This is a genomic window from Desulfosporosinus cupriresistens (assembly GCF_001707885.1).
Lineage (GTDB): Bacteria > Bacillota > Desulfitobacteriia > Desulfitobacteriales > Desulfitobacteriaceae > Desulfosporosinus.
On sequence record NZ_MASS01000002.1, the window covers coordinates 83507 to 105595 of the forward strand.

19 protein-coding genes, 2 pseudogenes and 1 riboswitch are annotated in these 22089 nt (G+C 40.6%); of the genes and pseudogenes, 14 read left to right on the forward strand and 7 right to left on the reverse strand.

What is annotated here, in order from left to right; all coding sequences use genetic code 11:
• From DSBG_RS01345 to xylB, 4 genes are all read left to right on the forward strand, one after another.
• Nucleotides 1-981: an ABC transporter permease gene (locus tag DSBG_RS01345; RefSeq protein WP_068962434.1), complete on the forward strand. Its 981-nt coding sequence runs from the start codon at nucleotides 1-3 to the stop codon at nucleotides 979-981.
• A gap of 129 nt (nucleotides 982-1110) precedes the next feature.
• Nucleotides 1111-2103, forward strand: coding sequence for a sugar ABC transporter substrate-binding protein (locus tag DSBG_RS01350; protein WP_068962435.1), 993 nt, complete (start codon nucleotides 1111-1113; stop codon nucleotides 2101-2103).
• A gap of 127 nt (nucleotides 2104-2230) precedes the next feature.
• A complete protein-coding gene (locus tag DSBG_RS01355; RefSeq protein ID WP_068962436.1) occupies nucleotides 2231-3271 on the forward strand; it encodes an NAD(P)-dependent alcohol dehydrogenase in 1041 nt (346 codons plus the stop codon).
• 52 nt (nucleotides 3272-3323) lie between these two features.
• On the forward strand, nucleotides 3324-4853 hold the full coding sequence (gene xylB / locus DSBG_RS01360) for a xylulokinase (protein ID WP_068962437.1): 1530 nt from the start codon (nucleotides 3324-3326) through the stop codon (nucleotides 4851-4853).
• A gap of 446 nt (nucleotides 4854-5299) precedes the next feature.
• On the opposite strand, the gene DSBG_RS01365 is transcribed toward xylB, so the two are convergent.
• Nucleotides 5300-6016 carry an ATP-binding protein gene (locus tag DSBG_RS01365; protein ID WP_068962438.1) on the reverse strand — a complete coding sequence of 239 codons (717 nt, stop codon included), beginning with the start codon at nucleotides 6014-6016 and terminating at the stop codon, nucleotides 5300-5302.
• Nucleotides 6017-6380: 364 nt separating this feature from the next.
• On the reverse strand, nucleotides 6381-7301 hold the full coding sequence (locus DSBG_RS01370; RefSeq protein WP_068962439.1) for a coiled-coil domain-containing protein: 921 nt from the start codon (nucleotides 7299-7301) through the stop codon (nucleotides 6381-6383).
• 410 nt (nucleotides 7302-7711) lie between these two features.
• Between DSBG_RS01370 and DSBG_RS01375 the strand changes: the two genes are divergently transcribed.
• Together DSBG_RS01375 and DSBG_RS01380 are read left to right on the forward strand one after the other, a co-directional pair.
• On the forward strand, nucleotides 7712-8272 hold the full coding sequence (locus DSBG_RS01375; protein ID WP_068962440.1) for a site-specific integrase: 561 nt from the start codon (nucleotides 7712-7714) through the stop codon (nucleotides 8270-8272).
• Between the two features lie 47 nt (nucleotides 8273-8319).
• Nucleotides 8320-9522, forward strand: a complete 1203-nt coding sequence (locus DSBG_RS01380; RefSeq protein WP_068962441.1) for a MalY/PatB family protein — start codon at nucleotides 8320-8322, stop codon at nucleotides 9520-9522.
• A gap of 40 nt (nucleotides 9523-9562) precedes the next feature.
• Here DSBG_RS01380 and DSBG_RS01385 read toward each other — a convergent pair whose 3' ends face one another.
• The gene (locus DSBG_RS01385) at nucleotides 9563-9883 is read right to left on the reverse strand and encodes a DnaJ family domain-containing protein (RefSeq protein ID WP_068962442.1); all 321 of its coding nucleotides are present in this window, start codon (nucleotides 9881-9883) and stop codon (nucleotides 9563-9565) included.
• A gap of 617 nt (nucleotides 9884-10500) precedes the next feature.
• A riboswitch (ZMP/ZTP riboswitch) is annotated at nucleotides 10501-10582 on the forward strand.
• 53 nt (nucleotides 10583-10635) lie between these two features.
• On the opposite strand from DSBG_RS01385, the gene DSBG_RS01390 reads away from it, so the two are divergent.
• Together DSBG_RS01390 and DSBG_RS01395 are read left to right on the forward strand one after the other, a co-directional pair.
• Complete coding sequence (locus tag DSBG_RS01390) at nucleotides 10636-11811, forward strand: phosphoribosylaminoimidazolecarboxamide formyltransferase (protein ID WP_068962443.1); 1176 nt, start codon at nucleotides 10636-10638, stop codon at nucleotides 11809-11811.
• Nucleotides 11812-12018: 207 nt separating this feature from the next.
• Nucleotides 12019-12627 (forward strand): recombinase family protein, encoded by a 609-nt coding sequence (locus tag DSBG_RS01395; protein WP_068962444.1) that lies wholly within the window; start codon nucleotides 12019-12021, stop codon nucleotides 12625-12627.
• A gap of 455 nt (nucleotides 12628-13082) precedes the next feature.
• On the opposite strand, the gene DSBG_RS01400 is transcribed toward DSBG_RS01395, so the two are convergent.
• Nucleotides 13083-13973 carry a LysR family transcriptional regulator gene (locus tag DSBG_RS01400; RefSeq protein ID WP_068962445.1) on the reverse strand — a complete coding sequence of 297 codons (891 nt, stop codon included), beginning with the start codon at nucleotides 13971-13973 and terminating at the stop codon, nucleotides 13083-13085.
• 158 nt (nucleotides 13974-14131) lie between these two features.
• Between DSBG_RS01400 and DSBG_RS01405 the strand changes: the two genes are divergently transcribed.
• The 3 genes and pseudogenes from DSBG_RS01405 to DSBG_RS21545 form a co-directional block, all read left to right on the forward strand.
• A complete protein-coding gene (locus DSBG_RS01405) occupies nucleotides 14132-15076 on the forward strand; it encodes a DMT family transporter (protein WP_068962502.1) in 945 nt (314 codons plus the stop codon).
• The gene (locus tag DSBG_RS01410) at nucleotides 15039-15644 is read left to right on the forward strand and encodes a lactate utilization protein (protein ID WP_068962446.1); all 606 of its coding nucleotides are present in this window, start codon (nucleotides 15039-15041) and stop codon (nucleotides 15642-15644) included. The genes DSBG_RS01405 and DSBG_RS01410 overlap by 38 nt, the downstream gene beginning before the upstream one ends.
• A gap of 74 nt (nucleotides 15645-15718) precedes the next feature.
• Nucleotides 15719-16120 (forward strand): annotated as a pseudogene (locus DSBG_RS21545) (aldo/keto reductase); the annotation flags it as partial.
• 636 nt (nucleotides 16121-16756) lie between these two features.
• Here DSBG_RS21545 and DSBG_RS01420 read toward each other — a convergent pair.
• Together DSBG_RS01420 and DSBG_RS01425 are read right to left on the reverse strand one after the other, a co-directional pair.
• Nucleotides 16757-16996: a DUF2922 domain-containing protein gene (locus tag DSBG_RS01420; protein WP_068962448.1), complete on the reverse strand. Its 240-nt coding sequence runs from the start codon at nucleotides 16994-16996 to the stop codon at nucleotides 16757-16759.
• A gap of 32 nt (nucleotides 16997-17028) precedes the next feature.
• Entirely contained in the window at nucleotides 17029-17253 is a 225-nt protein-coding gene (locus DSBG_RS01425; protein WP_068962449.1) for a DUF1659 domain-containing protein, read from the reverse strand.
• A gap of 333 nt (nucleotides 17254-17586) precedes the next feature.
• On the opposite strand from DSBG_RS01425, the gene DSBG_RS01430 reads away from it, so the two are divergent.
• The 3 genes and pseudogenes from DSBG_RS01430 to DSBG_RS24270 all read left to right on the forward strand — a co-directional run bounded on the left by DSBG_RS01430 (nucleotide 17587) and on the right by DSBG_RS24270 (nucleotide 20899).
• Entirely contained in the window at nucleotides 17587-18408 is an 822-nt protein-coding gene (locus tag DSBG_RS01430) for a DUF3102 domain-containing protein (RefSeq protein ID WP_068962503.1), read from the forward strand.
• A 372-nt stretch (nucleotides 18409-18780) separates the two neighbouring features.
• Nucleotides 18781-19170, forward strand: a complete 390-nt coding sequence (locus DSBG_RS01435; protein WP_068962504.1) for a hypothetical protein — start codon at nucleotides 18781-18783, stop codon at nucleotides 19168-19170.
• Between the two features lie 143 nt (nucleotides 19171-19313).
• Nucleotides 19314-20899: pseudogene (locus tag DSBG_RS24270) on the forward strand (IS1182 family transposase).
• Nucleotides 20900-21323: 424 nt separating this feature from the next.
• On the opposite strand, the gene DSBG_RS01445 reads toward DSBG_RS24270, so the two are convergent.
• Entirely contained in the window at nucleotides 21324-21980 is a 657-nt protein-coding gene (locus tag DSBG_RS01445) for a DUF975 family protein (protein WP_068962450.1), read from the reverse strand.
• Between the last annotated feature and the right edge of the window lie 109 nt (nucleotides 21981-22089).

A 22089-nucleotide genomic window follows, 5' to 3' on the forward strand; every position in this document is an offset into this window, starting at 1 on the left:
ATGAAAATAGGAACTAATTTTTGGAGTACCGCAAAAAAGAAATATAGCATTTATCTGATTCTAATAGCGCTATTTATAGTCTGTTCATTAGCAAATCCCAACTTTTTATCGGTTAATAACTTAACGAATATTTCTAGGCAGTTGGCAGTAACCACTATTCTGGCCCTCAGTGCAACGATGCTTATCATTAGCGGAATGCTGGATTTGTCGTCCGGGTCCGTCCTTGCACTCTCAGGAGTTTTTGCTGTATCTGCTTATAAAGCGACAGGGTCTTTGTTAATCGCAATCGCTGTTGGTATTCTGACTGGGATTATCTGTAATCTACTCAATGCCATGATGATTAGTACGTTTAAAGCACCTCCTTTTATTGCTACGTTGGCAATGCTCACAGTAGCTCGTGGTGTGGCGCTCCTATTCACGAAAGGGCAGAATATCCTCCAGCTTGGAAAGTTTACAGATTTAGGACAGGGATCGATCGGTGTGATTCCAATACCAATTATTTTTCTTGTATTTATCGCAATTCTCACCTGGTATTTGTTAAATCATACTCGTTTTGGGCGTTCCCTATATGCTGTTGGAGGTAACGAAGAAGCATCAATTGCCTCAGGGATCAACGTCCATAAGACTAAGTATACCGCATTTATTATCAATGGTATTTTTGTGGGAATTGCTGGTGTCCTATTTATGTCCCGTGTCAATGCTGGACTGCCCAATGGTGCTGTCAATTATGAATTTACAGCTCTGACAGCAGCAATTATTGGTGGAACGAGTTTTTCCGGCGGGGTTGGTACAGTGGGCGGCACGCTTGCCGGTGCGTTCATTGTAGGATTTCTCGACAATATTATGAACTTGACTAATGTAGATTCCTATATGCAACAAATAGTTCGTGGCACAATTATTGCGCTTGCTGTCATCTACGATATTCACACAAGGAACCGAAGAGCAAACAGTATGTTAGGCAAACTAGAGGATAAAAAATAAAACATCAGAAAAGGCTTATAAAGACAGAAACTTAAGTTGAAAGGTAGTCATCTACCAACCAACAACTAAATCACAAAGCCTTACTGTTTAAAATAGAAAAATTAACTAGAGAGAAGGATGGAGAAAAGAATGAAAAAAACTCTATTAAGCGTCTTTTCAATGTTACTAGTAATCGTTTTATTAGCTGGATGTTCATCAACAAAACCGACAACACCTGCTCAGAGTAATACGGATAGCAGCCAGAAAACATATAAGGTTGCCTATATTGCCCGTGCCCAATCTGATTCATTTGCGGCTTGGCTCGCTAATTCCGTCAAAGAGGAAGCTAAAAAATATCCCAATATTAAACTCGAAGTTTTCGATGGTCAAGCTAATGATGATAAAGAAAACTCAATGATCGAAAACGCTATCACTAATAAATATGATTTAGTTATTGTGCAACCAAATAGTGGCGAATCCCAAAGACCTTACGTAGAAAAGGTTGTTAATGCTGGAATCTTTGCCATCACAACAAACGCACGTATTTCTGGTATCAAAGGTGCCTCTTCAGTTGATGCTCAACCTTACGAGCAAGCAGCGGTTAATGCTCGTGCAGCTCTAACCCAAGTTCCACAGAATGCTAAGGTTGTTGTCTTACAAGGACCTTCAGGTAACTTCCATGCTGATGAACGACGTAAGAGCTGGCAAAAAGAGTTCTTTGATAAACGTCCTGATGTTAAAATTGTCGGTGAGCAAATTGCTAACTGGAACAAAGATGAAGCTATGAAGCTCATGGAAGACTGGGTTCAAGCCAACGATAAGATTGACGCTGTTATTTCCATGAATGACAACATGGCTGCTGGTGCCCTTGAAGTAGTAAAAGACAATCCGAAATATGCTCATATGCTTGCCTATGGTGTTGATGGAACCGCTGAAGCAATGCTTCTTATTAAAGACGGTAGAATGACATCGACCTGTTTACAAAATGCCAATGAACTGGCAGAAAAATTACTCGATTCCAGTAACAAACTCTTAACTGGTGCAGAAAAAGAAATTAATACTGACATCGGTAATCCGCTCGTTAACAAGGATAATGTGGATCAATACATTGAAATTCTCAAGAAATCGGGAACAATTAAATAATCAAGTATGGCTTTCTGGAGTCGCAGGACATTCTCCCTCAGGGATGAATGTCCTGTTGACAAAGGGCGGCATTATTTTTATAAGCTTGTACCTTTTTTAACTAATTAAACCGAGGAGGGAATACCCCATGAAAAATAGAGCAGCATACATGACTGGTCTCAATGAATTGGAAATCAGGGAAATTGGAGTCCCTGTACCGAAAGAAAAACAAGTTCTTGTAAAACTTGAATATGTAGGTATCTGTGGCTCTGACGTACATTACTTGGAACATGGAAAAATAGGCGATTTCATTGTCAATGGTGATTTTATCTTGGGTCATGAATGTGCAGGCACAATAGTAGCCGTTGGATCAAGCGTTGAAAAACTAAAGGTCGGAGATAGGGTTGCCTTAGAGCCGGGATGTACTTGTGGGCAATGCGAATTTTGCAAGACAGGCCGATACAATCTTTGTCCCGATGTCGAGTTTTTAGCAACACCACCTTATCACGGTTGTCTAATGAACTATATCGCCTTTCCCGAAACTATGGCCTTTAAGCTGCCCGATATGATTTCCACCAAAGAAGGCGCGCTGGTTGAACCTTTAGCCGTGGGCATGCATGCCGCAAAGCAAGGAAATGTGAAGTTAGGAGATTCCGTCGTGATCCTTGGAGCAGGTACTATCGGTCTGGTAACGCTGTTGGCCTGCAAAGCATTTGGTGCCACGGATATTACGGTAGTTGACGTTATTCCTAAAAGGCTTGAATATGCCAAGAAACTGGGCGCTACGACAGTTATAAATGCCGCAGAAGTGGATGTTCTTGCGGAAATTGACAAACTAACGAACCAAGAAGGCGTCGATATTGTCATTGAGACAGCAGGCTCTGCCAAAACGATTGCTCAAACTCCGTATCTTGTAAAAAATGGCGGGTGTATCGTTCTTGTCGGTATGGCACCCCAAGATATAATTGAATTTAACTTTGCCAAAATTATGGCTAAGGAAGCAGAAATTAAATCAGTATTCCGTTACAGAAATATTTACCCCCAAGCGATAAAAGCTATTTCTAAGGGCATTATTGATATATCGGGAATTATTACGCATGAATTTGCTTTCGATGACGTTGCTCAAGCCTTTGACTTTGTAATTAACCATAAAGAAGAGGTCGTTAAAGCAGTTATTAAAATTGATTAGCATTGCTTAGGTTACTATCAAAATGTGTATTAATAGCCAGGAGGGGTGCGCGATGCAATATTTACTTGGCGTTGATTTAGGAACTTCGGGTACAAAAACCGTATTATTTGATCTGGAAGGCAACGCAATTTGGGCAAAAACGATTGAATACCCATTATATCAGCCAGCTAATGGTTGGGCAGAGCAAGACCCTGCTGATTGGTGGAATGCCACATGTGATGGTATCAAATATGTGATCACGAAGAGTGGAATTGATGCCTCGGAAATTTCTGGGGTAGGTCTCTCGGGCCAGATGCACGGACTTGTCATGCTCGATCAAGACGGGATGGTCTTAAGAAAGTCAATTATTTGGTGTGATCAGCGCACAGCCAATGAATGTAACCAAATGAATACAATAATCGGTGAAAAAAAGCTGATTGAAATTACCGCAAATCCTGCTCTTACTGGCTTTACAGCTTCTAAAATCCTTTGGGTCCAAAACCATGAACCCGAAGTCTATGAGAAGTGTGCCCATATTTTGTTGCCTAAGGACTATATTCGCTACATGCTTACAGGTGAATATGCTACAGAAGTGTCAGATGCTTCAGGAATGCAGCTTATGAACATAGCTAAACGGGCATGGTCAGATCAGATATTATCTAAATTTAATATTGATAAGTCTATGTTAGGGAAAATATATGAATCACCGGACGTCACCGGCAAGATTCACAGGAGGGCAGCTGAACTGACTGGGCTTCGTGCGGGCACAATTGTTGTGGGCGGCGCAGCTGATAACTCAGCAGCTGCCGTGGGCACAGGGGTTGTCAGGGCCGGCAGTGCCTTTACTACGATTGGCACTTCCGGTGTAATCTATGCAATTTCGGATGATGTATCCATTGACCTTAAAGGAAGGGTGCATACACTATGCAGTGCAGTACCAGGAAAATGGACGGTCATGAGCTGCACCTTAGGTGCCGGCTTATCGCTAAAATGGTTAAGAGACACCTGTTGCTCAGAGGAAATGATTGAGGCTGAAAAGTTAGGTGTTGACCCTTATGTTGTCATGGATAGGCTTGCTGAAAAAGTGATGCCTGGCGCAGGTGGACTTATTTATTTGCCTTACTTGATGGGTGAACGCTCTCCGCATCCAGACCCTTATTGTAGAGGGGTATTCTTCGGATTGTCAGCTTCACATAGCCGAGCTAACATGATTCGTTCAGTGATGGAGGGTGTTGCTTTTTCCCAACGCGAATGCGTTGACGTTTTCAAAGAAATGCGCGTAAACGTTGAAGATATGATCGCTTGCGGTGGCGGTGGAAAAAGCTCAGTCTGGAGACAAATGCTTGCAGATATGTACGGTTGTCCTGTAAGTACCATCAAAGCTGATGAAGGACCTGCCTTAGGTGTGGCAATCCTAGCGGGAGTAGGGGCAGGGATCTATGATTCTGTAGAAAACGCCTGTGACCATCTCGTTGTCAAGAAAAGCATTCAGAATCCAAATCTCTCAACACGTAAAGTGTATGAAGATTATTATGAACTATATAAAAAACTTTACGTTGATTTACAGGAGTCTTTTAAGACTTTGGCGAAGTTGCCAAACTAGCAATAGAAAAGTTTCTAGAAAGATGTATAAAATAAACATACTGAAGTTGATTATTTCCATATCCTCCATGATTAATATAAGAGGCTTTATAGTCTCAAATACTAATTATGGCGGTTTTTTTATATGAAGAAACTCTTAACGCCTCGATCTACTGGTTTAGAAAGTAAAATTGATCGACTTGGTTTGTGCGACAAATTATTAATTAAGGCATATGAGAAATAATAAGTTACACGTAAAGGCTCTATGTATAAGAAAACTACGGATGTAAGGCCATATATAACCTGTGTTCTGAACTATTATTGAGTGGTGCTTTCTCTAAACTTCGTCTATAAAAGCCCTCCCTCAGTAGATTTATTCTACCATGGGAAGGCTCTTATTTGTTGTGTCCGGGATATAGGTCTCACTTCATTTCTAGGTAGGGGCTATTGTGCGCGAAGAATGATTGATTAATCCTCTAATATTCTCCCATCTGTAGATATTGTAACAACATTCCAGGGGATCAGTTTTCCGCTGTTGGAAAGGGCTTTCTTTGCAGCTTGCAGAATACCGCCGCAACATGGTACCTCCATTTTTACAATTGTCACGCTTTTGATTTCGTGTTGTTGTAATATAGCCGTCAGTTTTTCCGAATAATCAATGTTATCCAGTTTAGGACAGGCAATCAGTGTGATTTTGTTCCGCATAAACTTCTGATGAATATTGGGGTAAGCAAAGGCCGTACAGTCAGCCGCTATCAGCAAATGGGCGTTATCAAAGTAAGGCGCCGTTACCGGCACTAATTTTAATTGGCAAGGCCACTGACCCAGTTGTGATTGTAAGTTTTCACCGGATTGAACTGGTATGACGTCAAGTTGTTTCTTGTCAAGACGTTTTGCCTGGGTGCCTGGACAACTACAGGCAAGAGTAGGTTCAGACTGTGGCTTGCTTTTGTTCATATGTTTCATAACAGCCTCTTCGTCATAAGCGACAGTTTCTCTCTCTTCAAGGACGATGGCATGGGTCGGGCACTCGGGCAGACAGTCACCAAGACCATCACAATAGCTTTCAGAAACAAGCCGCGCTTTTCCGTCGATCAGTTGCAGGGCCCCTTCGTGACAAGCATTGACACAAAGGCCACATCCGTTGCATTTTTCTTCATCTATTTTGATAATGTTCCGTTTCATGATAATAACCCCTTTCAGATATCTTTTGTACAGGTTCATAAATAAGGGCAGGATTAAATCCAATATTTGAGGCTGTAATCAGTATATATCGAATCTGAGAGTAGTGCTGTTATTAAAGTAGCACTTTTGATGTGATTTAAATCACACTACAGGATCACCGTCTGAGCTTTTAGTAAATAAAAGGTCTCAATTTATTTATGACTTAAAAGGGATAACTGCCTCTGCCGAAAATGCTTACAAAGTGCTCAGAAAAAACAAAAGGTTATGACTATAGGACGGATTAGAAATTAGCCGAATAATTGCCAAACCACGGCAATTATTCGGTTTTATATTGCCCAAAAACAGGGGACTAATATTTTTATCATTAGTCGTTCAATCTTAAACGCTCCAGTTCCAAAGAGAAAATCTTCTCCGTTAATTCTTGATTCTTAGTCCTGAAATTGTCGTTTTTATCCAATAGATCTTCGATCTTCTGTCCATGTTCCTCTTTAAGCTTTTGGATGGTTTCTAAAATTTGGCGTTCAGACTCAAGGAGTGTTTTGTCTAATTCCAGCTTATGAACATCTCGCAGCTGCTGAGTGTCCTTTTCATAAGTGGCCTTCAGTTCTTTTACTTGCTTGTGAGCAGCTTCTTCCATCTCAGTCCGATGTTGCTCGAGGTTAGCAATAGTTTGCTGAGCAGAACTTAATTCTGAATGGAGTTGGGTAAGCTCCTGCTGGTAGGAGAGGGTTTTATTTTGAAGGTCAGTAATCTCAACCTTCAGTGGATCCAGTGCTGCAGCTTTTAGCTCAAGCTCTTGTATCTTTTGACTTAATAAATCCATGGTCATCCGGTTGCCTCGATTGGTTTCCTCCAATTCTTGATTACGTTCAGTAGTTTCTTTAAATCGGGCTTCAGCATCGAAAAGAGCAATTGATAGTTTTTCCAGTTCTTTTGCCAAATGGGTGTTTTTCTTCTGCAGATCTTCCTGAGTTACTTTATGTTGCGCCTTTTGGACTTCCAGGCGTTCCGCGTAATCTTTTTTTAGGTCCTGTACCTTTTGCAAAGACCCCATAAAGATGTTTTCTGCTCGGTTGAGATGATACCGGATTTGTTGCATATCATCACTGCGATCAATCTCGCTTCCAGCCTCAAGCTCAGTGTAATACCGCGTCACCATTGCAGCGAATAAATCCTTATGATTCAGTCCGGTCTTCTTGGTTAACTCTTGGATCCTCTCTGTAACATCTGAGGTTGTTTTGACGGAATAAGAGTCAGGTCTTACGATATTCATTTCTTCGCTCATTTGTAGATACCTCTCGACTTTCATATAGTATACTTTAACATGTTTATAAAACTAATTTACATAGGTATACCGGAATACATATAGTATACCATTGGAGTAATATGGTATAAAGATAAATTTTTAAACGAAACTTTCAGATCAAAAGCAATGAATTACTATTGATTTTCAGAGCATTAATCGAATGTTACACAAGGAGAGTGTGTAACATTCAAGAAAAGAGCTGAAACCTATGCGTACCAATGGGTTTCAGCTCTTTTCTTTGCTTGGTAATTTTAGAGCTAAGGCTTCAATGTGTCATAAATAAGTGGTATACTAATTTATGACACATTAGGCTAAAACTCGTTATTAAGACCGATTGAACTTGGGTTTGCACGCGTTGAATTAAAGTGAAAGAGGGAGGGGCGCTTTGCATGGAATTTGTCGAACCCATACGTGATCGAAAAAAAATCGAAGCAATGAAAAAGGTCCTCCGAGGAAGCAACCTGAGAGATCATGTGCTTTTTACCTTAGGTATCAATTCCGGACTTAGAGTTAGTGATCTCTTAAAGCTCAAGGTATCTGACGTCACGGATGAAAAGGGGAGAGTTAAAGATCGGATTACAATCCGAGAGAAGAAAACAGGAAAGACTAAGACATTTCCATTTAGCGATACAGTAATCAAAGCGTTAAAAGAATATCTCTTGGGTACTCTTCCTGAAATGGCCTTATTTCCTTCGCGCAAAGGCGGTGGGCCGATTACGCGGCAACAAGCATATCGGATCATCAATGACGCAGCAAAGATGGTTGGAATTAAGGACAAAATTGGTACGCATACGTTACGGAAAACTTTTGGTTACCATGCTTACATAGCTGGGGTGGACGTAACCCGAATTCAGTCGCTGCTAAATCACTCTTCTCAGAGAGAAACTTTACGATACATAGGAATAACCCAAGACGAGCTGGATGATGTGTATTTGAATCTTAATCTATGATTAGTGGTAATCTAAACTACAACAAAATGAGGAAGAGGTGCGATTAAATGAAGTGTGATTTTGATCAGCTAACCGACAGGCAACAAACAGGGTGTATAAAATGGGATTTCAATCAACGAACGTTTGGCCGTGCCGATATATTGCCACTCTGGGTTGCAGATATGGACTTTAAAGCTCCGGAAGCCGTAGTTGAGGCGTTAGTGAAGCGTGCGCAGCATGGAATTTATGGTTATTCAAGCGGAACGGAAAGCTATTACCAAGTAATTATCGACTGGATGCAGAAGCGTCATGGTTGGGCGATCCAACGAGAGTGGATTGCTTTCAGTCCAGGAATTGTACCTGCTCTGAATGAATTGATCCGGAGTTTAACGAAACCCGGCGAGCAGATTCTTATTCAGTCCCCAGTTTATCCGCCCTTCTTTCATGCCATACAGAATCATGGGCGTGAGGTTGTTAACAGCCAACTTACATTAGAAAACGGTCGCTATACTATGGATTTTGCGGATTTGGAGGAGAAATTTGCGAGTGGTGTTAAGATGATGATTCTTTGCAACCCTCATAATCCTGTCGGAAGAGTTTGGGATCGAGGGGAGCTCGAACGCTTAGGACAGCTCTGCTTGGCCCATGATATCATAGTTATCTCTGACGAAATTCACGGTGATCTTATCTATGAGGGATATCAACACCTTCCTTTTGCTTCTCTTTCTCCAGAGTTAGCTGCCCAATCGATAGTTTGTACAGCTCCAAGCAAGACCTTTAATTTAGCTGGTTTACAAAACTCTAATCTAATCATTCCTAATGCCAAGTATCGTCAAGCGTTTCAAGCATCACTTAACTTGACAGGTGTCCATAACCCGAATGTTTTTGGGATAACGGCGCTGGAGGCGGCTTATCAGTATGGTCTGGATTGGTTAGACCAGTTAATGAAGTACTTGAAGGGAAATGTGGAATTTCTAATGTCGTTCCTCGATCAGGAGCTACCGCAGATTCGGGCGATTCAACCGGAAGGCACCTATTTGATCTGGCTCGATTTTAGAGCGTTAGGGATGGAACCGAAAGAATTACATAAATTCTTGGTGCATAAGGCGGGTGTAGGTCTAAATGCCGGTTATTCATTTGGACTCGGTGGAGAAGGCTTCGAACGGCTCAATTTAGGCTGCCCTCGTTCGGTGCTGGAAGATGGGTTGCAGCGCATTAAAACAGCAGTTATGGGTTTAGGGGATGCTTCTCCTATTCATTCTCATGATTAGTGTTAACAGATTAGATATTAATTGGAAAAGAAACTAACTATTATCTTCTGCGTAGACAATCCATCATCACGTTATGATCAAAGATCTTTGCCGAAAGTTCTTGTTTTGAAATAGAAGGGTTCACGTTAGGTAGGTTTAATTCTTCAGTTATGGGAGACGGAAACCGTTTGTTTTCTTGAATGGCTTTGTCGAGATACCCTGAGTTTTTCAGAACAGTGTACGCTGCTCTAAGTTTTTGGGGTAGAAAATAAAGGCCGTTAATCTTTACAGGTTTTCCTTCACCCCTCAGGTTTTTGAATTCACCGCGGGCTATAGCTTCCTGAATTCTGCGTTCGGCAAGCTTATCAAAGTTATCTCTCATGTTGTTATCCCCTCACAATTACATATGATTTAATGACTTGCTTAATATTATATGTTGAGTAGGATTAACGGTTGACAGACTTAAAGAAAACTTGACTGGCGCCCACCTTTATCGAGGAAAAAGTTGTGAACATCTTATATGAGTACGCCAAAGGTTATGGTATTTTCGCTAATATTTGCTTTGGGCTGATAAAAAATGTTCTAATCTATAGTGCAAAGTCCCTACCTCATCCCCCCCGAGCTGTCCGAAATGATCTACAGTTCTTGGGATCAGGAGAGAAGAACGGATTTATACGATAGGTTGGAGAAGATTGAGTAGTTTAGTGCGTGGATATGTTTCCATGGACGGCGCATACAGAAACGGTTTGCTTGCTTGAGCGTGGGGAAAGCATTGATAAATAAGGGGTTTGGGCGAGTATTTGCACTTTAACCAAATAATAATTAAAGAGCTGACGAAATACCTTGAAGGAATATATCAAGATTTAAGAATAAGGCAATATGGCTTCAGAATAGTAATGTAATAGATTTGTATTTTTTGTAATTAGTGACTGGCAAATCTATAACACTTATTTTTTGAAATTACCTTTATCTATTAAGTAAATTATGGTATATTTGAAATAGAAACTGCGTAACTGACGGAAGTGGAAGAAACCACGGGGAGCGCAGTAGGATTTGTAAGCCGACCGTCTGGGTAACCGTTTGAGGTTTCCAGGCGGTTTTTTGTTATATATATTATTTCAGGGAGGTATATATATGATGGAATATGAATTAAAATATGGATGCAATCCAAACCAAAAACCTGCTAAAGTTTTCATGCAAGAAGGCGAACTTCCAATTCAAATCTTAAATGGCAGACCGGGATATATCAATTTGCTGGATGCATTGAACGCATGGCAATTAGTAAAAGAATTGAAGAGAGCAACAGGGCTTCCTGCTGCAACATCTTTTAAGCATGTTTCTCCCGCTGGTGCTGCCGTCGGAATTCCTCTAACGGATGTAGAGCGCCAAATTTACTGGATAGCCGATGATATGAAATTATCTCCATTAGCAAATGCGTATGCACGAGCAAGAGGTGCAGACAGAGTGTCCTCGTATGGAGATTTTATAGCATTATCCGATGTCTGTGACATTGCCACAGCTAAAATAATTCAAAATGAGGTTTCTGATGGTATTATTGCTCCTTCTTATGAACCGGAAGCACTTTCTATTTTAAGTGATAAGAAAAAGGGGAATTACTGCATAATTCAGATCGATAGGGATTATATTCCAAAGCTTGTTGAGCGAAAAGATGTATTTGGTATAACTTTTGAGCAAGGAAGAAATGAACTCGTTATTAAAGATGAATTATTTGAAAATATTGTTACAAAAAATAAAATTCTGTCTGAACAGGCTAAGATTGATCTTACTGTTGCAATCGCTACGTTGAAATATACTCAATCAAATTCTGTGTGCTATGCAAAAGGTGGTCAGGCAATTGGAATTGGTGCTGGACAGCAGTCCAGAATTCACTGCACAAGACTGGCAGGACAGAAAGCGGATAACTGGTTCTTACGTCAGAATCCCAAAGTATTGAATCTTTCTTTTATGGAGCAAATTAAAAGAGCTGACAGAGACAATTGTATAGACTTATATATTAGTGATGACTTCATGGATATACTAACAGATGGTAATTGGGAGTATTTTTTTAAAGCAAAGCCGGAGATTTTTACAAGAGAAGAAAGAGAAGCATGGCTAGAGCAGATAACGGATGTTTCATTAGCCTCGGATGCGTTCCTCCCCTTTGGCGATAATATCATACGTGCTTATAAAAGTGGTGTAAAATATATCGCACAACCGGGCGGATCCATCAGAGACGATAACGTTATTGATACCTGTGACAAATATAATATGGTAATGTGTTTTACTGGAATTCGATTATTCCATCATTGATGGAATTGGATCACCTCTTGATACACAAAATTCTAAAATAATCAGGTATAAGGGTAATGCCGTAAAACGCTTTTGTGAAAAAACGATTCCGCCAAGGGGATATCAGCTTCACACGGCATCTTTTTTGTATCCTCGGGGCAAGATGATAGTAGAAAATTATCTGAGAACACCAAGTGGGGGATAGCTAGACAGTTTGAAAGTGGTCGAGTGCTCGTCAATACAACAAGGTTTCTCGGCTATGATAAAAATGAAGATGGTGAACTCATTATAAATGAAGAACAAGCAGAACTAGTTCGCAGGGTATTTCGGGAATACTTGGAGGGCAAAAGCTATGCTGCTATTGCCAAAGGATTAATGAAAAATAAAAGAAAAACCGTTACTGGAGGTGAAAGATGGTGGGATTCAACTATAAGCGGAATGTTGGAAAATGAGAAGTATTATGGAGACGTACTATTACAAAAAACGATCACTGTTGATTTCCTCAATCATAAGCGCAAAGAGAATAAAGGTCAGGCCCAGAAGTATATAGTCAATGATAACCACCAGCCGATCATCCCCAAAGAGATATTTGATAAAGTTCAGGATGAGAAGGAACGCAGAGCATTGCTCAAGGGGAATCTGGTTGGCGATAGACATAAATATTGCAGTAAATATCCTTTTAAGAGATACAATTCTACTATTCGTACCATCTCATTTACTGGAATTTTTCTCTGTTGTGACATAATTACCCCCAGACTGAACAGTTTTTTATTTCACTGTCCTATCTGGGGTAGCATACCAAAATTCTCACACCGACGCATTTTGTATTTGAATTAAAGAGTGGGATGAGGGTGGAGGAAAAAGTGAATGGGTAGAATTGAATTCTGATCAGAAAAGGACTATTGGGGGTAACAACAAGCCACCTCGTTACAATAGGAATGAGGTGGCCTCCGATAACTTATAGAAGCTAATTTTCTCTTTAAAGGATTGCTACACTTATAACGTTTCATAGTATTGTTACGTTTAACATAAGGCATTCTTCCTAAATAAAGTGGTCTGTGTAGTCGGTGTGTGACATTATATGGCTGAGTTTTCCAACGTCGATTGTAGACGCTTGTGTTTTTACTAAAGTCCAGTAATACTGGGCTTTTCGGCGTTTTAGGGTAGATTAAGCATCGTTTGAGACGGTGCTTTTTGTGTTTTTGCACTCTGTCGTTCAAAGAGGCACCCCCAAAAATCTTACCTTTCGTTAAAAAGTATAGGCATCGTTAAAAGGTATAAACACCTATTTATTACAGAAAAGATTCTACCAGTTCCCGATCTTGGAGGATATAATTTAGTTTATAAAGGAATGATTCAACATAACCGTTTTTTTGATTCTTGGGTATCAAAAAGTAGATTATTCTATCTGGTGGAGGATCAAGCAATTCGTGAAGAGTGACGTCTTTATTCTTAACAAGGTGGTATGCTACAGTTGCTGGAATTACTGCCCATGTATTGTTTTCATTTAAAAAATCCTCTAATAGCGACATTTGATCAAGGATTACTTTAGATCCAGCAGTGGAACCAAACCAGTAGTCGTGCCATAAATCATATTCGGGATTCCACGGAAGTCGTATCTCTCGTTTTACCTCAAGCACTGAGGGATGAACCTTTTCTTCCAATTCTGATAATCCGTTTGTGGCAAGTAGCATCTTTTCTCGAAAAGCGGGGACAGTTTCTGTTGTTCGTGAAAATTGGTTATCAGATATAAGTGCCAAATCAATTTGTCTCGATTCAATATAGCTGTATGCTTCCCTTGAATGATGGTTATGGAAGACAAGACGGCAGTCCGGATGGTCTTTCATAAAGAGGCGAAAGACAGAGGGCAAAATATAAGAACTAACACTACCTATAGAGGATACGTAAAATATTTTACTGTTGCCAAGATTTGTGATTTCCTGTGCCTCTAGCCATACAGCCTGTAACTTCTCAGCTACCGATATGAATGCCTTGCCTTGATTTGTAAGCTCAATTGTACGCACCCCTTTTTTGCGCTTTATTAAAGAGTATCCTAAATCACTCTCTAAGGCGTGAATACGGCGACTGAGTGCGGGTTGCGTCACGAACAGATACTTAGCTGCAGCTGTAATACTGCCTGTTTTTATCACTGTTAGAAATGCTTCTATTTCCAATTCCGTCATTTAGATACCCCTATAATATAAAGTATTATTTATATTATAGGGGTATTATAAGCATTTTTCAACGGTATTTAGTTATGATACTCTTAATGCTATATCAAATAATAATGAGGAATATTGAGGGCAATAATGAAGACTTACTCCAAGGTGTATTATCAAGGATGCAAGGGAGGAAGATTTACATAAAAAACAGAGCATTTTCGCAGAAACAAGCGGAAATACTGCTTGTTTTAGTAATTTTAGCGCGGAGCACTTCTTTTGTAATGACAAAAATCGGTATTCGTGATATGGGGACTTTTTCGCTTCTTAGTCTACGATTTCTTATTGCTTTTCTTTTCCTGTTGCCATTTGGATGGAAACGATTAAGATGCGCCTCCGGCAGGACACTTTTTAGAGGAATGCTGCTGGGAGCAGCTTTTTTTACAGTTATGGCGGCGGAAGTTTCTGGTCTTAAGACGACGGATGCTTCTACCGTTGCATTTCTGGAAAACACCGCTATTGTATTTGTTCCGCTTTTTGAAGCAGTTCTGCGCAGAAAACCTCCTAAAGTTCCAGTAATTGTGAGTTCAGTTATATCTCTTTTGGGAGTTGCCTTGCTAACTTTGAAAAGCGGTTCGTTTTCTTTGTCAGCAGGAGAATTTCTATGTTTGATGGCTGCGATATTTTACGCTTGCTCAATCATATTAACAGATAGAATCAGCCGAAAAGATGATCCCTTGACACTTGGAATTTTGCAGGTGGGATTTATTGGGCTGTACAGTATAATTGCTGCTTTTCTATTTGAGACCCCTGATATACCCGCAACCTTTTCTGAGTGGGGAATTATCTTTATATTAGCAATCGTTTGCAGCGGTTTCGGATTTACACTCCAACCGCTGGCCCAGAGTCGTACAACTTCTGAACGTGCTGGATTGTTTTGTGCCATTAGTCCTGCCAGTGCAACAGTTTTAGGGAGGATATTCTTAAATGAGAGTTTGGGTCTTATGGGAATTTTAGGGACATTATTAATTTTATTAGGAATGGTTTCTGTCAACATAATGAATTTTATCAAAAAGGAGAAGTCCAACAATGAAGTACGAAAAAATCATTCAATCATTGAAACATAATGGTTATAAGGTTTTATTTTTTTTTGAAACATCGACAGCGGCAGCGGAATATGTTGATGCAAATATAAACGGGTATACCGTTGGGTTTGGAGATTCGGCAACGCTTGCATCAATGAAACTTGCAGAACTCTTATCGAAGCATAATTCAGTGGTAGATCCAGGAAAATATTCTGGATTTGAATTCAAAGAAATTGCTCAAAAAGCACTTTTGACCGATGTGTTTTTCACATCAGTTAATGGAGCAGCGGAAACGGGTGAACTGGTGAACATTGATGGGACTGGAAATCGAGTTGCAGGCTCATTATTTGGACATAAAAAAGTTATCTTTGTATTTGGGACAAACAAAATTGAACCTACTCTTGAAAAGGCTATATGGCGTGCTCGTAACATCGCTGCTCCCCAAAATGTAAAGCGTTTTGGTTATAAAAATCCTTGTGCAGTTAAGGGCGATCGCTGCTATAATTGCTCAAGCCCTGACAGGATATGTAATACATTGAATATTCATCTTAAGAAGATGAAAGGTGTTGACGCGGAGGTAATTATAATAGATGAAAGTTTAGGAATGTAAAAAAAATAGGTACTTCACCCCACTAAGACGAAGTAGCGGTTGCAGGACACCCTACACTACTATACCAGCCGGGAAGAATTGACCTTGGCATACCTATCGAGGAGACAGTCGGAGCCATCTCCGAGCTAGTTCAAGCTGGATATGTCAAACATATCGGACTATCCGAAGTGGATGCCGAAACATTAAGAAGGGCGCATTCTGTCCATCCTATTCGTTTTGTAGAAATGCAATATTCTCTTTTCAACCGTAAGATGGAAAAGGAGCTTTTGCCTGCTGCAAAAGAATTGGGAGTTGGAATTATTGCCTATGGCACTTTGGCTCATGGATTGCTTGGTGGCAACTGGTCAAAAGAACGGTCAGACCAGAATAATTTCCTTCCTATCTTCCACAAAGATAATATAGACAAAAATCTTTCTCTTGTAGAAGCATTGCAGGAAATAGCCGCTGAAAAACTCTCAAACCACAATATATTTTGAAAGTTTTATTGCACGTAATTTTTACTTATTGGTAATATTGTAGCAGTACTTCCAAAGTATTGAGTTGATAAAATTATGCTTACACAATAAATGTGCGGATAAGAGAATTGAAGGCAGACAGTTTCGGAGAAGAGTTTCCTAGAAAGATATCCTTCCGCCAAGGAACTACCCTGTCCTGACGACATCATTATTGTCTACTCAAAGCACGTGGAAAGAATGGTCCTCATGCAAAGAAAACATAGTTAGAAGGACCGCTCAATCGCTAGTTTGACGTAGTGGAGGCCGTGTCCGGAGGATATGATTAAAAATTGCCATTTTTGAGTTTGACTAAGCTAGCTTAGTTAAGCTTGGAGCAACTTCTAGTGGGAGCAGAACTCACCGCAAAAGGAAAAATAGGTGTGTCCAGTTGTCCCTTATGTTGAAAACATCTCCGGGAACGAAATGCGTTTGCAGCGATCTCGGACGCTCTCATCGTCGGTCCATAGGTGCATTGTCGTCATTTGGGCTGGAGTCGCGCGGTGTCTCCTTCAAGGTCAATAGCATGGTGACTGCCGACAAATATGACGTTGTCAGCAGTCTGCTCCTCAGTTGAAACTGGGGGTTATTAACCCTGTCTTTAAAGCTAAAAGGGGGCGACTAGGCCTGGGGAGGGTCGTAAAGGTCATTGGTTGTCGTATCAATGACCTTTATATCCCGTATTCCAGTCAGGGCACCGCTGGGCGTTAAGAATATATCACTTGCGATAAGCGAATCCATAACGGCCACGGCTTCAGTCAACTGCAGGTTTTCCTTCGGATTAGAAATCGTAATCGCGAAGGTTTTGCCGCCTGTGGTATTAAACGTCAACCTGACCACCTTACTTGTTGAGAGGGACATAGTTCCACCTCCTTACATCAGGTTCCAGCTAGTTATTCATCAGTCAGCTCAAAGGTCTTCCGGTAGAGTACGTCGAGCACCGGATTCTGGGACAGGCTGAATAAAGCATGGGCCGCATCGTGAACAGCTTGTTCTGAGGCCTCGAATCTCAGGTAATTCAGGCCTTTCTGCCTTTTTATCGGAGCGCCGAGGGCGGTGAGCCCGGCCTGGTATACGACAACCAGTGCCGAATTCAAAGGAGTTACAACGACCGCCATCATACTCACCTCCTTTCCTCTGGATTGACAGGCTGCATAAATTGCGGCTTGTCCGTACAGTTTATGATTTCCCTTGTCCAAAGGTGACACAACTCTTCCTGCTTGTCACATATTATCCAGACTAACAAGCTACCCCGAAGAGCGCGGATTCCGGGGATTTCCCCAAAGGAAGGATTCTTGAGGAAGATAAAACAGGTAATGCCGACCCGCTGGGCTTGTCCCCAAAATCGTACGCGCGTACGATTTTGGGGACAAGCCGAGGAGAAAGCTCTCACCCTTGTCGGGATAGTCCCATATTATATGGATAAGGAAGAGAAAGGATCCGTGAATAATATGGGTGATATTATCTCCGAGCGCACGCCGCTATTAATCGCGGCTGAAATTAATATCATTAAACACCAAACCGAGAAAATGGTTCTTAACAACTTTATCGAAATCGGCCGGCGGCTGACAGAGGCCAAGGGCCTGTTCAAGTTTGGGGAATGGGCTAAGTGGCTGAAAGAGTCCGTGGGCTTTTCCCAGAGCAGGGCTGAAAAACTGATGCGCCTCTACGATGCGTACGGGCTCCAACAGCCCGCCTTACGCGGCTCAGAAGCGCAGGCCCTGGAACTGCCGAATTTGAGCTACACCCACGCGCTCATTCTTCTGGGGGTGCCGGAAGAGGATCGGGCGCAATTCATCAATGATATAGATATTGAAAGCCTAACTACCCGTGAGCTGCAGCTGGCGGTTAATGATCTGAAACAGTCCCAACAAGAGAAGGCAGGTCTCCAGACAGCCCTTAATGACGAAAAGGAGAAAAACACGCAGCTGGCCAGGGAGTGCGACAACCTGAAAAAAGAAACCAATGATTTACGAAAGTCCAAGCAAGAACTTCAGCAGGATGTTGAGAAAAAGGTCATGGAGAATAAGAAACTCACAGAAAATTCGAATTTGAAGAGCTACCAAAGGGTTAGCAACGAGCTCGCTGCTGCCCAGATCAAGCTGCTCACCGGTAAAGTTGCTTTTCGCTACGAGACCTTGGACAAAGCGTTCAAGGAACTGACTTATGAGATGGATTTGCTGGCAAAGATTGATCCCCAGGTGCATGGCGAGTATAAAAAAATACTGAATGATTTTTTAATCAAAGCGATGGAGAAGCGAATGGGGAATTAGGGGTACTGCCAACCAAATGACTTAAAACACACGCTAAGACAATATTTAACAGTAAGACGCCGGGTTTCCCTACTCTAAGTCAATTATCCCAGGTATGTAATTATCGGCTATACAACTGTATTTTTCTTTAAAAGTTCGCCATTAACTTGTAACCTTTTGTACCCCTTTTATACTCTAAATATCAGAACTATGGAGAGGGGAAATGTATCATGAAAAAACACTAAGGAAGGTAGATTTCGAAATATATCAAGGTGAGTTTATCGTAGTAGGGTTATTACCAGCCTTAAAGAAGGTGAAGAAATAATTTAATTTCTTTAGTATCAAGACTTTAATTAAATAAAACTACAAAGAAAAGGTGTGATGGTAATAAAAATGGATAATAAATTTGGACAACGACTTTACATTTTTTTTGGTTTCATCTTTTTGTTATTTAGTGGGATATTTGGCATATCCTCTATTACTAGAGGTGTCTTTCCAACCGGACAAGAACTTGTAATGTTCGGAATCAGTGTTATGGCTTTTTGCCTTGCTTATCTTCACCCTCAATTTAAGGAAAATGACGAACGTTCAAAACTGATACGAGAAAAGGGAATGTTTTATAGTTATTTTATTATCGTTAGTATTCTAATAATATTATCAGGGCTTTTTCAATTTAATGTTATCAATCTCAATGGCATTCAGACAGTTTATCTAGTAGAAACTTTAATAATAGTTACAGTTTTTCTATCGTTTGTGGTTCTGTCAAAAACTATAATAGTTTAGGCCTCTCTCATTGAAGGGGCTGTGTGAAAACACAGCTAAGAAAAACAGTCTAAAATGCAAGTTTTAGACTGTTTTTTGCCATTTTAGAGTGGAGTAATGGTAAAATATATGTAGAAAGAAAACGCAAAAGCAGGTGTATTAGAATGTCAAAGCCTGGACAAAAAGTGCATAACAAAATCGTCTTCAAAGAATATAATCAAAAACAATTGAGCCTTCCCATTGACTTAGAATGCTTAATACCAGCAAATCATATGGTGAGAGTCATCAATAGTGCTATAGATCAAATGAACCTAGAACCTCTATTTGCCAAATATCCAGGAGGAGGTCGATCCAGCTTTCATCCAGTTATGATGACAAAATTGCTGGTGTACGCCTATGCCGATAAAATATATTCAAGTAGACGAATTGAAAAAGCTGCGCGAGAAAACATCATGTATATGTGGCTTTGCGGTGGCAATGTACCCGACTTTAAAACCATTAATAGCTTCCGTGGCGAGCGAATGAAAGACATCATCCTCGAAGTATTTAGTGAAGTGGTCGAGCTATTAATTAAGCAAGGACACATCAAATTAGAAAATTACTTCTTAGACGGAACCAAAATAGAAGCCAATGCTAACAAGTACAGCTGGGTCTGGGGGAAATCAACCAAGCGCTACAAAGAGAAGCTTCGAGAAAAATGCAAAGAGCTTTTACTGTATGCCCAACATACTAATGATGAAGAACAGAACGAATATGGGGATCGAAACCTAGAGGAGTTGGGCGAAGAAAAACCAATTGATGCCAAAGCTATAGAAGAAGCCGTACAGAGAATCGATGAAAAGTTAACCACGAACCCCACATAAAACACTAAAGAAAGCCAAAAAACTGATGGAGCGCGATTACCTGCCTCGAATGAAGAAATACGAAAAGCAGGAAGAACTCCTTGCCGAACGGAACAGTTATTCTAAAACCGATACCGATGCAACCTTTATGAGAATGAAAGAAGATCACATGAAAAACGGGCAGTTAAAGCCCGGTTACAATGTCCAAATAGGAACAGAGAACCAATTTGTAGTAGGTTATAGCATCCATCGATCCGCGGGAGATACCAGCTGTATGAAGGAGCATTTAGAGGGAGTAAAAAAAAGAACTAGGTGGCAAACTTCCAAAGAACATCGTTGCGGATGCCGGATATGGTAGCGAAGAAAACTATGAATATCTCGAAGAAGCCAAAGTGGGAAACTACATAAAATACAACACCTTTCACAAAGAAACAACTCGTAAATGGAAGGCAGATCTAACCCGAGTACAGAATTGGCACTATAACGAAAAACAAGACGAATACACTTGTGGGTATGGCAAGATACTGAGATTCCGCTACGAAAAAACTCAAAAAAGCAAAAACGGGTATCGAAGTTTAGTCCGTGTTTATGAAAGCGACGACTGTAAGGATTGTCCCTATCGGGATCGATGTATAAAGAAGACGGATAAACCAGAATTCAACAAACGGATTTACATTAATAGACGAGGTAATGAACTAAAAGCTCAAGCGCGGGCTAACTTAACGAGTGAGTACGGTCTAGAGATGCGAAGTCTGAGGCCAGTAGAAGTCGAAAGCGTCTTTGGTAATATCAAAGGCAATTTTGGTGTCAGGCGATTTATACTCAAAGGAATGACCAAGGTTAAATTAGAATGGGGCCTACATTGTATAGCCCATAATATGAGAAAGATGGCAGCCTTCAGTGTATGATGGTTGCCGTCTTTCTTTTTTTGTACATTTTATGGAGTTTATTGCATTAATAACGACGAAGGGGACCGTACTGAAACAAAGTTTCAGCACAGCCCCTAGTTCGCATATGAAGAACGCATTAGGTTGGGAAAACATGTACCTAGAGAGTTGTTTTTTAGAGAAGGCGCTACCGCACATCATACGTCGTTTATCAGTCATATCCACAAGGGCTTGCAGCCATTTTATAGATTGCGTCGATGTCTGCTTTAAACTTGGAATAAGTTGCTAGTTGTTACCGATACATAGAAACTCAATGAAAATTATGTCTATTTAATCAGCTAAATGTAACTTATTTAGTTCTGTTACATTCAATATTGAGTTTTGGGCACTGGTCCCTCTACCGGACTTTTGGACGATATGTGTACAGAACCCCAATTATGGGTATTTAATTCCCATAATCTTTCAAGTCCTGGTAGAAGTTAGCCAAAGCAGTATTGTAGTAAGGAATAACCCACAAAAACCCTATACCGAGTGTTATTATTCCCAAAAGGAACCACCCTAAATAGCTTAACCATAACTTAAATAGGTCAAATTTATAACCAACCATCATGAGTTTGCTTCGTTTTAAGGCTTCTAAGGCACTGAGTTGAGGGTTATCGCACAGAATATAATAGGCCATGGAATATCTTAGGATGGCAATAATTCCTGGAATAATAAGAAGTAACATCCATAATAGCGTAAAAACAGTTATCAAAAGATTCAGAACAAATGTTTTGAGGAAAAATTTAAAACCGCCAAACATATCCTTGATTACTGGTCCTTCATTCCTCATCAGCTTAACGAAATAGCCTGCTACCCCGAGGGCTACTGGACCTGCTAAAATGAAGGACACTAAATCACCCAGGCCTGAGGAGTGCCTGGTCGTAGGGACACTAACCAGTTCACCATTCTGCCATACATTTCGTAGAGTCTGAATCTCATTTCCGTTTGCAAAGGCCTGTGTAAGAAGCCACGCAATAAAACATACGATAACCGCTTGGGTCCAATTGCCACTTAACTGTTCTTTAGCCCGGCGTTTTAAATCATAACTTTCTTGTGGCATACCTTTTGCCTCCTTTGAATTTTATAGATAACGAATTATAACACTGTTTTCAGACTTTTTAGCAAAAAATCTACTCTAAATCGCTGTCTTCGAAAATAAAGATCTCTTC

Coding starts and splice junctions, on each gene's coding strand:
- DSBG_RS01345 (WP_068962434.1), top strand. CDS start 1: ATGAAAATAGGAACTAATTTTTGGAGTACCGCAAAAAAGAAATATAGC.
- DSBG_RS01350 (WP_068962435.1), top strand. CDS start 1,111: ATGAAAAAAACTCTATTAAGCGTCTTTTCAATGTTACTAGTAATCGTT.
- DSBG_RS01355 (WP_068962436.1), top strand. CDS start 2,231: ATGAAAAATAGAGCAGCATACATGACTGGTCTCAATGAATTGGAAATC.
- xylB (WP_068962437.1), top strand. CDS start 3,324: ATGCAATATTTACTTGGCGTTGATTTAGGAACTTCGGGTACAAAAACC.
- DSBG_RS01365 (WP_068962438.1), bottom strand. CDS start 6,016: ATGAAACGGAACATTATCAAAATAGATGAAGAAAAATGCAACGGATGT.
- DSBG_RS01370 (WP_068962439.1), bottom strand. CDS start 7,301: ATGAGCGAAGAAATGAATATCGTAAGACCTGACTCTTATTCCGTCAAA.
- DSBG_RS01375 (WP_068962440.1), top strand. CDS start 7,712: ATGGAATTTGTCGAACCCATACGTGATCGAAAAAAAATCGAAGCAATG.
- DSBG_RS01380 (WP_068962441.1), top strand. CDS start 8,320: ATGAAGTGTGATTTTGATCAGCTAACCGACAGGCAACAAACAGGGTGT.
- DSBG_RS01385 (WP_068962442.1), bottom strand. CDS start 9,883: ATGAGAGATAACTTTGATAAGCTTGCCGAACGCAGAATTCAGGAAGCT.
- DSBG_RS01390 (WP_068962443.1), top strand. CDS start 10,636: ATGATGGAATATGAATTAAAATATGGATGCAATCCAAACCAAAAACCT.
- DSBG_RS01400 (WP_068962445.1), bottom strand. CDS start 13,973: ATGACGGAATTGGAAATAGAAGCATTTCTAACAGTGATAAAAACAGGC.
- DSBG_RS01405 (WP_068962502.1), top strand. CDS start 14,132: ATGCAAGGGAGGAAGATTTACATAAAAAACAGAGCATTTTCGCAGAAA.
- DSBG_RS01410 (WP_068962446.1), top strand. CDS start 15,039: ATGAAGTACGAAAAAATCATTCAATCATTGAAACATAATGGTTATAAG.
- DSBG_RS01420 (WP_068962448.1), bottom strand. CDS start 16,996: ATGTCCCTCTCAACAAGTAAGGTGGTCAGGTTGACGTTTAATACCACA.
- DSBG_RS01425 (WP_068962449.1), bottom strand. CDS start 17,253: ATGGCGGTCGTTGTAACTCCTTTGAATTCGGCACTGGTTGTCGTATAC.
- DSBG_RS01430 (WP_068962503.1), top strand. CDS start 17,587: ATGGGTGATATTATCTCCGAGCGCACGCCGCTATTAATCGCGGCTGAA.
- DSBG_RS01435 (WP_068962504.1), top strand. CDS start 18,781: ATGGATAATAAATTTGGACAACGACTTTACATTTTTTTTGGTTTCATC.
- DSBG_RS01445 (WP_068962450.1), bottom strand. CDS start 21,980: ATGCCACAAGAAAGTTATGATTTAAAACGCCGGGCTAAAGAACAGTTA.